The following is a 13859-nucleotide window of genomic DNA, read 5'->3' as shown; positions in this document are numbered from 1 at the left end:
GCTCACTACACTTCGGTCACCCTGTCTGGGCGAAAGGACATCATGCAGCGACCGGAATCCGCGCGCCCCGCGCGCGCTTATGCGGCTTATGCCAAGCGGCTCGACGGCCGCGTCGTCGTGCGGCGCTTCGATCCGCGCAGCGATTCGTACGACGCGCTGACCGCGCTGCTGCACCGCGCGTTCGCGGCGCTCGGCGCGCTGGGCTTCAACTGCCCGTGCGCCGATCAGCCGGCATCGGCGACACGCGAACGTGTGCTTACCGGCGAGTGTTTCGTCGCGCTCGGCAACGCACATCTGGTCGCGACGATGACGATGCATTCGCACGATCCCGATTCGCGCTGCGATCCGTATCGCAGCCGGCACGTCGCAACGCTCGGCCAGCTGGCCGTCGATCCCGTCTGGCAGCAACGCGGCATCGGCCGCTCGCTGCTCGCGTTCGCGCAACGGCGGGCGGCCGCGCGCGGCGCGACGCACCTCGCGCTCGACGCGCCGTACGCAGCGGTCCGGCTCATCGATTTCTATCGTCGCGAAGGATTTCAACCGGTCGACGTGATGCGTTTTCCGGGACACAACTACGACAGCGCGATCCTGTGCAAATCCGTCGGCGTCGCGGACGACCGCATGCGTGCCTGCGACACGGCGCGGATCGACGTTGCGCGGCAAGCCGGTGCGGCGTCATGAAACACGAAGTGCAGAAGCATGATGGCGATGGCGATCGTGCACAGCTCGCTGTCCGGCAGGCACGCGTGCGTGCGGCGCTGCGACTGCGCGGCGTGATGAAGCTGACGATCGTCACGATCGCGGCCGCGCATGCGCTGACGTTCGCGTTCGAAGGCCTGCTCGTCGCCGCCGGCTTCGCGCCGGAAGCTACGACATTGCTGCTGTTCCGCTTCGTGACCTGTGCGCTCGTCAGCTTCTGGCTGCAAGCCGATGCGTTGCACGCCTATCGGTACGCGGCGCAGCACGGGTTCGTCACGGTTTCCGGCACGCACGGCGATCTGATCGACGTTGCACCGCAGTGCCCGAAGCGCTGGCTCGTCGTGTTGAATCTCCAGCTCGAGCCGCGATGGTTAAAGGGTGAACAGAACAGGTAGCGATCCGCGCACCGCTCGATGCGGATTGCGTTGTGGATGAGTGAGTCGGAACGAGGTTCACCGACTCACGATTGCCGTCCCGGTCCGGCACGGTATCGCACGCGGTGTGTAGCGAGCGATCGCCCGACAAGCGAAGCAGGGAAGCATGCGGAAGAAGAACAGGCGCCGAATGGCGTGATGGGGTGACGCGAGGCGGGGGGCTGACAGGTGAAACGAACGCGCGATTGAGATTCACCGATGTGCGATCGCGTCGCGATTCGACGCGCAAACACAGCTCCCGAATAATCTCACCTCAAGCCCGGATTCGCGCGTTCCGATCTCGACGACACACGTGCAAACGACAGCGGGGCAGGCGGCGAACGAGCCGCGCTGCCCCTTCGGCACTCAGGCCGTCCAGTCGAGAATCACCTTGCCGCTTTCGCCGGACAGCATCGCGGCGAAGCCTTTCTCGTAATCGTCGGCCGCAAAGCGATGCGTGATGATCGGCGACAGGTCGAGGCCGCTCTGCAGCATCGCGACCATCTTGTACCAGGTCTCGAACATCTCGCGGCCATAGATGCCCTTGATCTCGAGCCCCTTGAAGATCACCTGGTTCCAGTCGATCGCCGTCTGCGCGGGCGGGATGCCGAGCAACGCGACCTTGCCGCCGTGGTTCATCGCCTCGAGCATGCTCGTGAACGCGCTTGGCACGCCCGACATCTCGAGGCCGACGTCGAAGCCTTCGGTCATGTGCAGGTCGGCCATCACGTCGCGCAGCGACTCGCGTGCGACGTTGACCGCGCGCGTCGCGCCCATCTTGCGCGCGAGTTCCAGCCGGTAGTCGTTGATGTCGGTGATGACGACGTTGCGCGCGCCGACGTGCTTCGCGATCGCGACGGCCATGATGCCGATCGGGCCCGCGCCGGTGATCAGCACGTCTTCGCCGACGAGGTTGAACGACAGCGCCGTGTGCGTCGCGTTGCCGAACGGATCGAAGATCGACGCGAGATCGTCGGAGATCTCGGGCGGAATCTTGAACGCGTTGAACGCCGGAATCGCCAGATACTCGGCGAACGCGCCTTCGCGGTTCACGCCGACGCCGACCGTGTTGCGGCACAGATGCCGGCGCCCCGCGCGACAGTTGCGGCAGAAGCCGCACGTGATGTGGCCTTCGCCGGACACGCGATCGCCGATCGCGAAGCCGCGCACTTCCTGCCCCATCTCGACGATCTCGCCGACATATTCGTGACCGACGTGCATCGGCACGGGAATCGTCTTCTGCGCCCAGTCGTCCCACTTCCAGATATGGATGTCGGTGCCGCAGATCGCCGTGCGGCGGATCTTGATCAGCACGTCGTTGTGGCCGACTTCGGGGCGCTTCACGCGCGTAAGCGTGAGGCCGGGGCCGCGCTCGAGCTTTGCCAGTGCTTTCATGGTCGCGCCTCCGTCAGACGATGCCGAGCGACTTGCCGACGCGCACGAACGCGGCAACCGCCTGGTCGATCTGTTCGGGCGTATGCGCGGCGCTCATCTGCGTGCGGATGCGTGCGCGGCCGCGCGGCACGACGGGGAACGAGAAGCCGATCACGTAGACGCCTTCGCCGAGCAGCTTGTCGGCCATGTTCGTCGCGAGCTGCGCGTCGCCGAGCATCACCGGGATGATCGGATGCGCACCGGGCACGAGCGTGAAGCCCGCTTCGGTCATCTGCTCGCGAAAACGCGCGCCGTTCTCGCGCACGCGCTCACGCAGCTTCGCGCCTTCGTCGCTGCCGAGCAGTTCCAGCACCTTCAGCGATGCCGCGGCGATGCTCGGCGTGAGCGTGTTCGAGAACAGATACGGGCGCGAGCGCTGGCGCAGCAGTTCGACGACCTCGCGGCGCGCGGCGACGTAGCCGCCCGATGCGCCGCCGAGCGCCTTGCCGAGCGTGCCCGTGATGATGTCGACGCGGCCTTCGACGCCGCAATGCTCGGGCGTGCCGCGGCCGTGCGCGCCGATGAAGCCGACCGCGTGGGAATCGTCGACCATCACGAGCGCGCCGTAACGATCGGCGAGATCGCAGATGCCTTTCAGGTCGGCGATGATGCCGTCCATCGAGAACACGCCGTCGGTCGCGATCAGCTTGTGGCGCGCGCCCGCCGCATCGGCTTCCTTGAGCTTCGCCTCGAGATCGGACAGGTCGTTGTTCCGGTAGCGGAAGCGCTTCGCCTTGCACAGGCGGATGCCGTCGATGATGCTCGCGTGGTTCAGCTCGTCGCTGATCACCGCGTCGTTCTCGTCGAGCAGCGTCTCGAACAGCCCGCCGTTTGCATCGAAACAGCTCGAATAGAGGATGCTGTCCTCGGTGCCGAGAAACGCGGCCAGCGCGCTTTCCAGTTGCTTGTGCACGGTTTGCGTGCCGCAGATGAAGCGCACCGATGCCATGCCGAAGCCGTCCTGGTCGAGGCCGGCTTTCGCCGCGTCGATCAGGCGCGGATCGTTCGCCAGACCCAGATAGTTGTTCGCGCAGAAATTGAGCACGCCGGCACCGCCGGCAAGCCGCACGGCCGCCGCCTGGGGGCTCGCGATCTCGCGCTCGGTCTTGTAAAAACCGTCCGCGCGGATCTGGTCGAGCGTCCCGCGCACCTGGGCGAGAAAGGCATCACGCATCGCAAAGCTCCTGACAGGGATTCGCATTCCGCGGCGCGCCGTTCGTGGCGGCGGCGCAACGGCCTGCTACTGTTATAGTCGGTCGTTCGGTTGACCGCATTTATCCGATATTCCGAACTAGAATTCGAAATACCGAACAACTCTAAGCGAACGGAATCCAAATGGCAAGTTCCCCCGGATCGCGGCGCCCGCCTGCCGGCGCCGCATCGCAGCCGCCGGCCGCCACGCCGCCGCGTGTCGGCGAACAGATCCAGCGGCTGCGCAACGAGCGCAAGCTGACGCTCGACGACCTGTCGCGCGCGGCCGGCGTATCGAAATCGATGCTCTCCGAGATCGAGCGCGACAAGGCCAACCCGACGATCGCCGTTGCCTGGCGGCTGACCAACGCGCTCGGCATCACGCTCGACGAGCTGTTCTCGCAGCCGAAGGCGCCGGAGACGATCCGTGTAGACGGCCCGCACGACATTCCGACGCTCGCCGGGCACGACGGCCGGTACCAGTTGCGTGTGTGGGGCCCGATCGATCTCGCCGGCAAGTTCGAGTGGTACGAGCTGACGCTGCCGGGCGGCGGCGCACTCGTATCGAACGCGCACGAACCCGGCACGCGCGAGCACCTCACCGTGCTGCAGGGCGCGATGGAAATCGAAGCCGCATCGGCCAGCCGACGCCTGAAGGCCGGCGACACCGCGCGCTACCCGGCCGACGAGCCGCACGCGATCCGCAATCCCGGCAAGGCCGAAGCGCGGGCACTGCTGATCGTGATACATCGCTGACGGCGCGTATAGCTGGCCACAGAGCCAGTTGCGGAAAGTACTGTATGTTTGTACAGTATACGGACATTCCGCCATGCATGGGCCGGAGCCGGCGCACGGAGGCGCCCGCCCCGGTCGACAGGAGCCTGCGATGACAGAAGAACAAGATTTGGCCGCGCTCAGCTTCAAGGCTGCCGCACACGACCTCGAGCTGATCGTTCGCCATATTGCCGGGCGTTATATACGTCAGCGCGTCCCGCTGACGTGGCGCCTGCTGCACGCGATCGAAGCCGAGGCACTCGCCGATCTCGGCTTTGCCAGCCGGCACGAGGCCGGTATGCGCCAATTGTTCGAACGGCCGTCGGACATGGCGTTTCCCGAAACGGACGATCCGATCGACTTCGGGCGCTCGAATGCGCTGCCCGCCGTCTTTTCGTTCGCGGTTCTCGCATACGAAGCGGCGGCAACGTCGCATGACACGGCGCCCCGCGAGCGCGCTCATCGCCTGTCCAAGGCGTGGGGCGACTGACTGCCAACCCAGGCCGCCGCGCATGGCGGCCTGTCCAGCCTCTTGCTGCCCGAGACGTTGCGGAAAGGGCTACCATATACGCAACTAACGGAATAAATAACATGTCCCCTCCCACCTCTCCCGACACCCCGGCCCGCCCGGAAGAGAAGGATCTGTTCGACCGTGGCGCGTCCGACTGGATCGTGTCACCCGAAGCCGCATTCGATGCGTGGCTGGCCATGCAGGACTATCGCCGCTCGTCGGCCGATGTCTATCGCGCACAATGGGGCGCGTTTCTCACGTGGATGCGCGCGCATCAGAAGAATCTGGCAACGGTCGATACGGCAACGATCGCGAACTTCGTCGGCGAACTGCCGATCCGGAAAACCCAGCGATTGCGCTATCTGCGGCTGATCGAGCGTGTACTCGACCACATCCGGCGCACCGAGTATGCGTCGACCAACCCGGCCCGTTTCATTGCTCAGGATGGCGAAGCGAACTGGCGCAAGGCGCGCGACAATGAGCCGACCGGTTTCCTGACGCCGGCCGAACGCGCGACGTTGCTCGCGTATCTGTTTTCGCCGATCGGCGTGTCCGGTTCCGCGTACTGGAAAGAGCGGCGCGACCGCGCGCTCGTGGCCGCGTTTCTCGGTGCCGGCATTAAAACCGGCGAAGCGCGTGCGCTTACGATTAGTTGCGTCAATACGAGCGGAACATCGCTGCAGATCCAGTCGGCGCATCCGGCTTACGCGCGCGAAACCCATCTGGCGTCATTCGCGATCGCGCTGCTCGAAGCGTGGCTCATAGAGCGCAAGCGCCAGGAAATTCCGGGCGAGCTCGTGTTTCCTGCGTCGCATGCCGGGCGGCCGATGCACAAGGCGACGATGCTGCGCGCCATCGATGCGATCGTCGAATCGGCCGGGCTCACGTCGTCGCGCACCGCGCGCGCGAGCCCGCAGACGCTGCGCAATACCTACGCGGCCGAACTGTTCGAAAATGACGCGCCGCCCGAACGAGTCGGCAAATGGCTGGGCTTCATGCGGCCGATCTCGTCGAACCGCCTGCATCGCGCATGGAAAAACTGGCGCGATGGCCTGACCGACAGCAACGGTGACGGTGACGCGTCCGACAGCGACGAAACTCACTGATCCGGAAACGGCTGCTTCCGCGACACGATCCGTGAGCAGCCTTGCGCGGCGCAGCCTCACCGTTTCACAGCTCCCGAAAAACCTCACCTCAAGCGCCCCGGATCGTCTCACCTGTGCAGGTGCCGCCGATCTTCTGGTCAGGTGTGCGCAAAACGCGCGATAGCTTCAAATCGGGACGGCCATGCGCCCGAAGCGTGCTCGCATTCCGGGCATGCCACTTCAAAACCCTCGTCGCTCTGCGACAGCTCCGGTTCGCCGTCGCAACGCGGGCACTGGGCCGGCACCGGAATCTCTTGATCCAGCGACGTACCGATCGCGGCAAACGCTTCCGCATCCAGTTGCCCCGCATCGGCCAGGCGCCGGATCAGCGCGGCAATTTCCGGATTCATCCCGCGGCTCGCGCGCAACGAACTCGCGTCGCGCGTCGCACGTTCCAGTTCGTCGCTCTGGATGCGCAACTGTTCTTCGAGCCGGTCGGCGCGTGCCTTGGCCGAGCTCAGTTGCTGAAGGAAATCGAATTCCTTGCGCTGGACGTCGCGTAAACCGCTCTGGTAGGTCGACGCCATGCTGCGCAGCGAGTCCAGCTCGACCAGCATCGGCTTGACGCGGCGTTCTGCTTCGGCCACCGCGTCCTTGATTTGCTGGGCGTAGTGCTCGGTGCGCTGCTGCAATTCGGCTTGCAGCGCATCGATGCGGTCGCGCAGCACGGCGTTTTGCGCCTGTTCGGCGTCGACGCGGCCCGCGGCGACGGCCAATTCCTTCTCCAGTCGGGCGACTGTGGTGAGCAACGTCGCTTCGCTTGCCGAACCGTGCGTCGTCTGTGATGCGAGCTGAACCTCGAGTTCGGTCACGCGCGCCTGCAGTTGCTCGTTCCGGGCTTCGCCGCGCGCGAGCGCGCTTTCGAGCGTCTCATGGCGGACGGTTGCATCGCGCAACCGCTGTTCGGCATCGGCAATGCCGGCACGAACCTCCTCGCGGTCGCCATCGAGACTGTCGCGTGCCGCTTTCAACGCTTCTTCATAAAGCGCGCCGAGCAGCGCACCGGCTTTTTCCTCGACGGCCTTCGGAATTGCCGCACCGTCGAGCCTGATCTTCGACGCAGAACGGATACGCTCCCAGAAATGATCGATGTCTTTCGGGATGTCGCTGGCGCTGCCGGTTTGGGTGAGATCGCGGACGTTGGCGGCGGACGGCCGGATACCGAGATCGAAGAACAGGCGCTTGCACGCATGCAATGACAATTCCTGGCGCCGCGCACCGCCTGCACGCAGCGATTCCAGTTCGTCCCGAATGACTTGGCGCATTTCGTCCAGGGTCATGGCAGAGCTCGTAGACATTGAAATGTGGCAATCATAACGAAATACGTATCTATTGATACCTGTTTTAGGTCGACGTTGCGAATTTACGTCGCTTCGCACAGAAATCGGGTCTGTGAGCCTATCTGGACGAACGTGGTCCAGAATTCCGTGAAACAAAGCGAAGAAAGTCAGCCAAGTCTTTGTAATGTAAGCGTTTTCCAGCAGATCCCGAAAATCGGCATTTGTTTCACATGATGGCGGATCCGATTCCCTGTGGGTGTTCAGGGTTTGGGGTCTCTGTGGAAAACTCGTCAGCGGATGTCTTGAGAGTATTAGAAGTAAACACCCTTGAACCCTTAGTTAAAAACGTTAACGCCATGGCACAGCCTTATGTAGCAAGGCTTTCCGGCCGACAAGGTGAAGTTTTACGGGAGCCAAGGTGATCTTCTGCGGGAGCTGACGTGATGGGGTTCAGGGAACTGCGTGAGCCGTTGCAGGAAAGGTCGTGAGCGGATTCGGGATCACAGTGAAACACGAGATTTCCCAAAGGTGAGGGTTTTCGGGGCCTCACAGCCACAGAACCCGCGCTGTGCCTGACTGCACAGTTTTCTGCCTGTGCAGACATAGGTGAGAATTTGCGGGATCCTCTTCGCGCCCCGATTCTGCCCATCTTTTAGGCAATTTTGGCAAAAGGTGAGGTTTCACGGGACTCCACGGGAATTTGGTGTGAGGATTTCCGGGAAACGAATGCCATTTTGCACAGCAAAAGTGCTCTCCGGGGCCTGTGATGCACTAAAGGTGAGGCTTTTCGGGAGGGAAATCCGGGTTTTCCTGCCCCGATCACGCTAAGGTGAGCTTTTTCGGGGCATGGATCACAGGCTGTGGTCGTGGTCACAGGTGAGCATTTTCGGGAACGGTATTTGCTCGAAAAATGGTCAAAGGTGAGGCTTTTCGGGACCAGTGAGCGGTCGGATTCGCCGAAAAGCCCGCCAGGACTGGAGGAAATCTCGTTTTTGCTGTGCCCCTTTTTGGCACAGGTGAGAATTTTCGGGGGATGACATACGGTTGTCGTATGAAGGACTCCCGTCGAAAGGTGAGGCTTTTCGGGGGATGTCTGCCGGGCACAGCCAAATGCCTTCTGTGCATAAGTATCGGAAGGCATTGGAGTTTTTGATACCGCGACAGTTACGGTGAGGTTTTTCGGGAGTCGTTCCCGTGGCCGTTGCCGTGCCGCATTTTTTCAATGAGGTGAGCGTTTTCGGGACGCCCCGGTAGCCAATCCCGCGTGTGCCGGACATTCGGCGGCATCGAGACTAAAGGACAAGCTGTGCTCAAGGTGAGTATTTTCGGGACCTGACTCGATTTGGGCGCTGTACAATGCGCGCCCGGGCCGGCAAAGCAGGTCCGATCGGGTGGCGCGGGCCGGTTTCGCCGGCGCATTTCCGGGTGCCGGATGCGATCACGGGCTCCCGACGAGCCGTGCCTGTACATGCATACAGCCCGATGCGGCGCGATCCGGGACGTTCCGTGAGGTGCGATCGCGACCCTGTGGCGAACTCACGGACGTGCAGTCGCAAAATTGCGACAAATCGAAAGGTGAGCCGATACGGGAGCGAGTTTCGCACGTGTCATGCACAGGGGAAATTCTGTGAATCGGCGCATCCCGCGGCCCGTCTGGACGAGTCTGGAGCGCCGCAATTCCGGACCGGTGAGCGTTTTCGGGAGCGGTTGGGGTGAGTGCCATTTAGCACGCGCGCTTCACCGGCTATGGTGAGCATGTCGTTCTGGACGCACATCACCGCAGGCGCTATCCTTCCGGAAAACTTCTCCTCCGACCCGACGTATGGCCACGACGAAGCGCGCCAAGAAAACCGATGTGGATGTGGTGAGTGCCAGTTCGGCCGAGTTGCGCAAGGCCGTCGAGGCGATCGCAATTCAGCCGAAGAGCGGCAAGATCACACTCCTGACCCGCAAGCTGTTCAACGTCCTGCTGGCCGTCGCGCAGCAGGCCGACGATTCGGGCGATACGTATCGCGCGCTGCTGTCGGATATCGTCGCAAACTCCGCCTTCGATTCGAACGACACCGCGCTGGTGAAGGAACACCTGCGCCGCATGGTGTCGGTGCAGGTCGAATGGAGTACGGGGACGTCGAGCCAGAAGCCGGGCCGCAAGTGGGGGATCTCGACGCTGATCGCCGACGCGGAAATTCTCGAGGATCCGGCGACCCGCCGCGTGTGGGTCGAATTCTCGTTCGCGCCGAAGATCAAGAAAAAGCTGCTCGACCCGGTCCAGTATGCGCGCCTGAGCCTGCAGTTCCAGAGCCAGCTGCGCAGCAGTGCCGGCCTCGCGCTCTACGAGATCTGCGTGCGCTATCTGACGAATCCGAGCCACCTGACGATGCGCGAGCCGTGGGAATGGTGGCGGCCGATCCTGTCGGGCACGCCCGACACCGAAGCCGGCGACGAGGCGAAGCGCGAGTACAAGTACTTCAAGCGCGACTATCTGCGTCCGGCGATCGCGGAAGTCAACGCGGTCACCAACATCTTCGTCGAGCTGATCGAGCACCGTGAAGGGCGCCGGGTCGCGGAGATCCAGTTCCGCGTGACCGAGCGCAAGCAGCCGATGCTCGCGCTCGACGAACACCCGAACGTGTTCGACAGCACGCTGGTCGACCGGATGGTGAAACTCGGGATCCCGCTGAAGGAAGCGCAGACGCTCTACGCGGACAGCGAAGAGAACCGGATTCGCGCCGCACTGCAGATGACCGAGCAGCGGATGCGCAGCACGACGCTGCCGCCGGTGCGCAGCGCGCCGGCGCTGTTCAAGGACGCGCTGAAGAAGGGATATGCGCCGCCGGTCGAGTCGGTCGACGCGCTGCCTGCCGGCACGCCGTCCGCGAAGGTTGCAGCGGCGCAGCCGGACGATCTGAAGGCGCGCCTGCTGAGCGAATTCTCGGCGTTCCGTCGCAAGGAAGCGAAGGTGCTGTACGAGGAGCAGGGGGACGCCGAACGCGAAGTGGCCCGCGAGTCGTTCGAGTCGGAGGCGCTGCCGACGATGGGCACGCATCTGCGCGACGATTGGCGCAAGCGCGGCCTCGATTCCAAGCTGGCCGAGACGGCCTTTTTCGACTGGCTGGCCCAGAAGACCTGGGGCGAGCCGACGGACGGCGACCTGCTGTCGTTCACGCTGAACCAGTCGCGGGCCGCCTGAGGCCCACTCAGGCCCGCTGACGGGCCTGCCGCCGGCCGGCTGCTCGGCCGGGCGGGTCCGGCGTCTTCACCAGGCCTTGCCGGCCGCTTCCATCACTCCGACAACAGCATCCGCTCGAGCTGCTCGAGGATCGCGTCGCGCTTGTCCTTCGGGAGGCCGCGCAGGCGCAATTCGATGCGGTCTTCGCCATACGACTTCAGGTCGCCGACCGACTTGCCGCCGAGCTTGATCTCGAGACGCTGCGCGTAGCGCTGACGGCCCGCGGCCTTCGGCGTCTCCTGCGCGGCGACGCGGCCCTTGACGATGTCCGACACCTGGCGCGTGCTGAGATCGTCCGACACGATCTTGTTGATCAGCCGCAGCGTGGCCTCGGTGCCGCGCGCATTGTGATAGCGGCCGACCTGATACGCCATGTTCGAACCGAAGCGATCGGGACGCGCGACCATTTCCTGCATGATGGCTTCCGGCAACTTGCCGATCGACAGCGCGACGGCCACCGTCGACTCGTCGAGGCCGAGATGCTCGGAGAGTTCCTTCTGGCTCTGGAAATGCTTGTCGTCGAGGAAGCGGCGCCACACGACGGCGTTGTCGAACACCGTCTGCGAATCGCGCTGGACGTTCAGATCGTAGCCGAGCTTGTAGCTCTGGATACCGATCGGCACGTCGATCACGATCGCCTTCACCGATTCCTTGTTTGCTTCCTTCAGCGCCCGCACGCGACGGCCGCCGTCGCTGACGAAATACGTGCCCGGATTGTCGTAATCCGGAATCACGTGGATCGCCTGCTGCTGCCCCTGCTTCGCGAGGTTGACCGCGAGTTCGGCAATCGACGACTTCAGATAGAAGTGCCGCGGATTGAACGGGCTATGCTTGATCGCCTTCAGCGACAGCTCGATCACCTGCCCCGGGGCATAGCGGTTCTCGAGGCGCCATGCGCGATATTGCTGCGATTCGTCGATCGACGAATCGAGCGTGAGTTCGGAAGCGGGCGGCAGCGCGATGTCTTTCTTCGCGGATTTGGTCGGTGCCGCGGCGGGCGTCTCGGACTTGACGATGCCGTCAATCGCATTGAGCCGATCGAGCGCCGTGCGCTTCTCGCTCGTCGTGATATCCGGGCGCGCTTGGAATCCTTTTGCAAATTGGGAAGGTTTCATGTGACTCCTTTGTGCGCATAAAGTCAGGGCAGCATGGCGACGATTTCGTCGGCACATGCGCGAATTTCGGCGGCGGCGAGCTTGCCGCCGCGATCGTTCATCTGCAGCACGGTCTGACCGAGCGCCATCGCCTGCTTGTACGCTTCCCGCGTCGGGATCTGCGTTTTCAGCAACGGGAAGCCGAGCTCTTCGAGCGCGCGCTTGAGCTCGCGGGTCAGCATGCGCTTCTCTTCGGTCTTGTTCAGCAGGAATACCGCGCGGAGGTCTTCGTTCATGACCTGTGCCTGCTGGATCAGCTTGACCAGCCCGACGCTCGACCAGTAATCGGCCGGCGACGACGAAGTCGGGATCACCGCAATCGATGCGGCCAGCAGGACAACGCCGGATACCTTCTCGGTGATCGACGGCGGACAGTCCACGACGATGATGTCGTAGTCGTTGATGAACTTCTTGATCTCGCGATGGATCTGGCCGTCGGCTTCGGCAAGGTTGACGACCGGAAACGGAATGCCGGTGTCGCTGTCGCCCGATGCACTCGACCAGTGAACCAGGGTGTTTTGACGGTCTGCGTCGATGACGAGGATGCGCTTCCCTTTCTCATGGAACGCGGCGCCGAGGTGCATGGCAATCGTGCTTTTGCCTACGCCACCTTTTTGTTGAGTGACTGCAATGATTTCCGCGGCCAATTTTCACTCCTATTTTGGTCGTTGGAATTCTACAGGACGATATTTATATTTCAATGAAATTGTCGTTCGACAACTACGCGTTAGCCATTCGGGCTATCGGTTTATGCGCATAAACGAACCGGCGATGATCGGACGGCGTGGCTGATGTCCGCGGACGTCGATGAACCGCGCGATGGTTGCGTCGTCACAAAGTGCATCGTCGGTACGCGCAGCGGGTTGCCGGCGATATCGAAGTGGGCTGCCCTTTCGGGTGACGGTGGTGGATGGTCGCCTGCGGCCTGGCGAGTTTGTGCGCATAAACGCTGTCGCGGCCGGGGAGGCCAACCATGTGGCAGGGCAATCGCTCATTGCCGAGCGCGGGCGTGATCCTATTCGCCCAGGCCAGATATGCAGCTCGGTAGGCGCGCCATTGAGCCTATGGGCATCGGCATCACGCCATACCGAGCCGCAACGTTTATGCGCATAAACCGCGGTCTATGGATGGCGAGTGCCGAGCGATCATGTGTCGACCCTGCATGAATTCGGCAAACGGGGATGCCCCGACACGGCAGCACATCGATGCGATGATCGCTTCGGTGCAGCGACTGTCGACGCTCGTCGGCGCGATGAATCGCCCGGTACTCTGTCGAGCGATCGCTGGCTTTATGCGCATAAACCAATCGGCGTGCCACGCTAGCGCCTGCGCATTTCGCCACCCGTGCACGCATCACGATGCGTAGGCTCACGAATCCTTATCCTTGCCGCACGACTTTATGCGCATAAACACATCAGTCCTTTGAAGCGTATCCACGATACATCGCCTCTCCCGTGACCCGTGTCGCTGGCGGAGTCTTCCCGTCAACCGGCCTCCCCAAAACATCGAATCCGCGCACGGCTACCCCATCGCCGCCCCCACCGAAACACCCGATCCAGACTGGCTACAATACAGCCCTCTCCCATCCAGACCTGAATGATGATCACGATCTATCACAACCCCCGGTGCTCGAAATCACGCGAGACGCTTGCATTGGTCGAGACGCTGAACACGACCGGCACGCCGGTGAACGTCGTCGAATACCTGAAGACGCCGCCGACGGTCGAGGAACTGGAAGCGCTGCATCGGCAACTCGGCCGCCCGGTTCGCGACATGCTGCGCGACGGAGAGGAGCCGTACAAGACACTGGATCTGGCACGCGCGGATCTGACCGATGCGCAAGCCTACGAGGCGATTGCCGCTCATCCGGTTTTGCTGCAGCGTCCGATCGTCGTCTATCGCGGGAAGGCGGCCATCGGCCGGCCGCCCGAATCGGTGCAGGCGCTGTTCGAATAATTCTTGCCCGGCGTATTTTTCTTACTGCATCAGCCCGGCGTGCACGCCAGCAATCGAAGCCGGTGGGATCGCC

Annotated in this window: 12 protein-coding genes; 7 read left to right on the top strand and 5 right to left on the bottom strand. The window is 63.1% G+C overall.

All coding sequences use genetic code 11. From position 1 onward, the window contains the following. Nucleotides 1-42 precede the first annotated feature (42 nt). On the top strand, nucleotides 43-681 hold the full coding sequence (locus FPJ27_RS04595; RefSeq protein WP_204422159.1) for a GNAT family N-acetyltransferase: 639 nt from the start codon (nucleotides 43-45) through the stop codon (nucleotides 679-681). Next, complete coding sequence (locus tag FPJ27_RS04590) at nucleotides 678-1094, top strand: hypothetical protein (RefSeq protein ID WP_204422158.1); 417 nt, start codon at nucleotides 678-680, stop codon at nucleotides 1092-1094. Before FPJ27_RS04595 ends, FPJ27_RS04590 begins: the two co-directional genes overlap by 4 nt. 384 nt (nucleotides 1095-1478) lie before the next feature. Here FPJ27_RS04590 and tdh read toward each other — a convergent pair whose 3' ends face one another. Both tdh and FPJ27_RS04580 read right to left on the bottom strand, forming a co-directional pair. Continuing rightward, nucleotides 1479-2507, bottom strand: a complete 1029-nt coding sequence (gene tdh, locus FPJ27_RS04585; RefSeq protein WP_047902093.1) for an L-threonine 3-dehydrogenase — start codon at nucleotides 2505-2507, stop codon at nucleotides 1479-1481. A 13-nt stretch (nucleotides 2508-2520) separates the two neighbouring features. Continuing rightward, nucleotides 2521-3720 carry a glycine C-acetyltransferase gene (locus FPJ27_RS04580; protein WP_072444974.1) on the bottom strand — a complete coding sequence of 400 codons (1200 nt, stop codon included), beginning with the start codon at nucleotides 3718-3720 and terminating at the stop codon, nucleotides 2521-2523. Between the two features lie 161 nt (nucleotides 3721-3881). On the opposite strand from FPJ27_RS04580, the gene FPJ27_RS04575 reads away from it, so the two are divergent. From FPJ27_RS04575 to FPJ27_RS04565, 3 genes are all read left to right on the top strand, one after another. Then, on the top strand, nucleotides 3882-4493 hold the full coding sequence (locus FPJ27_RS04575) for an XRE family transcriptional regulator (protein ID WP_204422157.1): 612 nt from the start codon (nucleotides 3882-3884) through the stop codon (nucleotides 4491-4493). Between the two features lie 130 nt (nucleotides 4494-4623). Next, the gene (locus FPJ27_RS04570; RefSeq protein WP_072444970.1) at nucleotides 4624-5001 is read left to right on the top strand and encodes a DUF2471 family protein; all 378 of its coding nucleotides are present in this window, start codon (nucleotides 4624-4626) and stop codon (nucleotides 4999-5001) included. 101 nt (nucleotides 5002-5102) lie between these two features. Next, complete coding sequence (locus tag FPJ27_RS04565) at nucleotides 5103-6128, top strand: tyrosine-type recombinase/integrase (RefSeq protein ID WP_204422156.1); 1026 nt, start codon at nucleotides 5103-5105, stop codon at nucleotides 6126-6128. Nucleotides 6129-6265: 137 nt separating this feature from the next. On the opposite strand, the gene FPJ27_RS04560 is transcribed toward FPJ27_RS04565, so the two are convergent. After that, on the bottom strand, nucleotides 6266-7447 hold the full coding sequence (locus FPJ27_RS04560) for a DNA-binding protein (RefSeq protein ID WP_204422155.1): 1182 nt from the start codon (nucleotides 7445-7447) through the stop codon (nucleotides 6266-6268). 1822 nt (nucleotides 7448-9269) lie between these two features. On the opposite strand from FPJ27_RS04560, the gene FPJ27_RS04555 reads away from it, so the two are divergent. Further along, nucleotides 9270-10637, top strand: a complete 1368-nt coding sequence (locus tag FPJ27_RS04555; protein WP_072444964.1) for a replication initiation protein — start codon at nucleotides 9270-9272, stop codon at nucleotides 10635-10637. A 92-nt stretch (nucleotides 10638-10729) separates the two neighbouring features. Here FPJ27_RS04555 and FPJ27_RS04550 read toward each other — a convergent pair whose 3' ends face one another. Both FPJ27_RS04550 and parA read right to left on the bottom strand, forming a co-directional pair. Beyond that, nucleotides 10730-11791 (bottom strand): ParB/RepB/Spo0J family partition protein, encoded by a 1062-nt coding sequence (locus tag FPJ27_RS04550; RefSeq protein WP_175959869.1) that lies wholly within the window; start codon nucleotides 11789-11791, stop codon nucleotides 10730-10732. Nucleotides 11792-11814: 23 nt separating this feature from the next. Continuing rightward, nucleotides 11815-12477 (bottom strand): ParA family partition ATPase, encoded by a 663-nt coding sequence (parA, locus tag FPJ27_RS04545; RefSeq protein ID WP_034181507.1) that lies wholly within the window; start codon nucleotides 12475-12477, stop codon nucleotides 11815-11817. A 949-nt stretch (nucleotides 12478-13426) separates the two neighbouring features. Here parA and arsC point away from each other — a divergent pair. Then, nucleotides 13427-13786 carry an arsenate reductase (glutaredoxin) gene (gene arsC, locus FPJ27_RS04540; RefSeq protein ID WP_034181508.1) on the top strand — a complete coding sequence of 120 codons (360 nt, stop codon included), beginning with the start codon at nucleotides 13427-13429 and terminating at the stop codon, nucleotides 13784-13786. Nucleotides 13787-13859: the final 73 nt, after the last annotated feature.

This window comes from Burkholderia sp. MS455 (assembly GCF_016899445.1).
GTDB classification, from domain to species: Bacteria; Pseudomonadota; Gammaproteobacteria; order Burkholderiales; family Burkholderiaceae; genus Burkholderia; species Burkholderia pyrrocinia_C.
The sequence above is the reverse complement of the archived record's forward strand: the minus strand, read 5'-3'. Positions and strand labels throughout refer to the sequence as shown.

Bases quoted from the DNA above. Each gene is read 5' to 3' on its own strand.
- FPJ27_RS04595 (WP_204422159.1), top strand. From the start codon at position 43: ATGCAGCGACCGGAATCCGCGCGCCCCGCGCGCGCTTATGCGGCTTAT.
- FPJ27_RS04590 (WP_204422158.1), top strand. From the start codon at position 678: ATGAAACACGAAGTGCAGAAGCATGATGGCGATGGCGATCGTGCACAG.
- tdh (WP_047902093.1), bottom strand. From the start codon at position 2,507: ATGAAAGCACTGGCAAAGCTCGAGCGCGGCCCCGGCCTCACGCTTACG.
- FPJ27_RS04580 (WP_072444974.1), bottom strand. From the start codon at position 3,720: ATGCGTGATGCCTTTCTCGCCCAGGTGCGCGGGACGCTCGACCAGATC.
- FPJ27_RS04575 (WP_204422157.1), top strand. From the start codon at position 3,882: ATGGCAAGTTCCCCCGGATCGCGGCGCCCGCCTGCCGGCGCCGCATCG.
- FPJ27_RS04570 (WP_072444970.1), top strand. From the start codon at position 4,624: ATGACAGAAGAACAAGATTTGGCCGCGCTCAGCTTCAAGGCTGCCGCA.
- FPJ27_RS04565 (WP_204422156.1), top strand. From the start codon at position 5,103: ATGTCCCCTCCCACCTCTCCCGACACCCCGGCCCGCCCGGAAGAGAAG.
- FPJ27_RS04560 (WP_204422155.1), bottom strand. From the start codon at position 7,447: ATGACCCTGGACGAAATGCGCCAAGTCATTCGGGACGAACTGGAATCG.
- FPJ27_RS04555 (WP_072444964.1), top strand. From the start codon at position 9,270: ATGGCCACGACGAAGCGCGCCAAGAAAACCGATGTGGATGTGGTGAGT.
- FPJ27_RS04550 (WP_175959869.1), bottom strand. From the start codon at position 11,791: ATGAAACCTTCCCAATTTGCAAAAGGATTCCAAGCGCGCCCGGATATC.
- arsC (WP_034181508.1), top strand. From the start codon at position 13,427: ATGATGATCACGATCTATCACAACCCCCGGTGCTCGAAATCACGCGAG.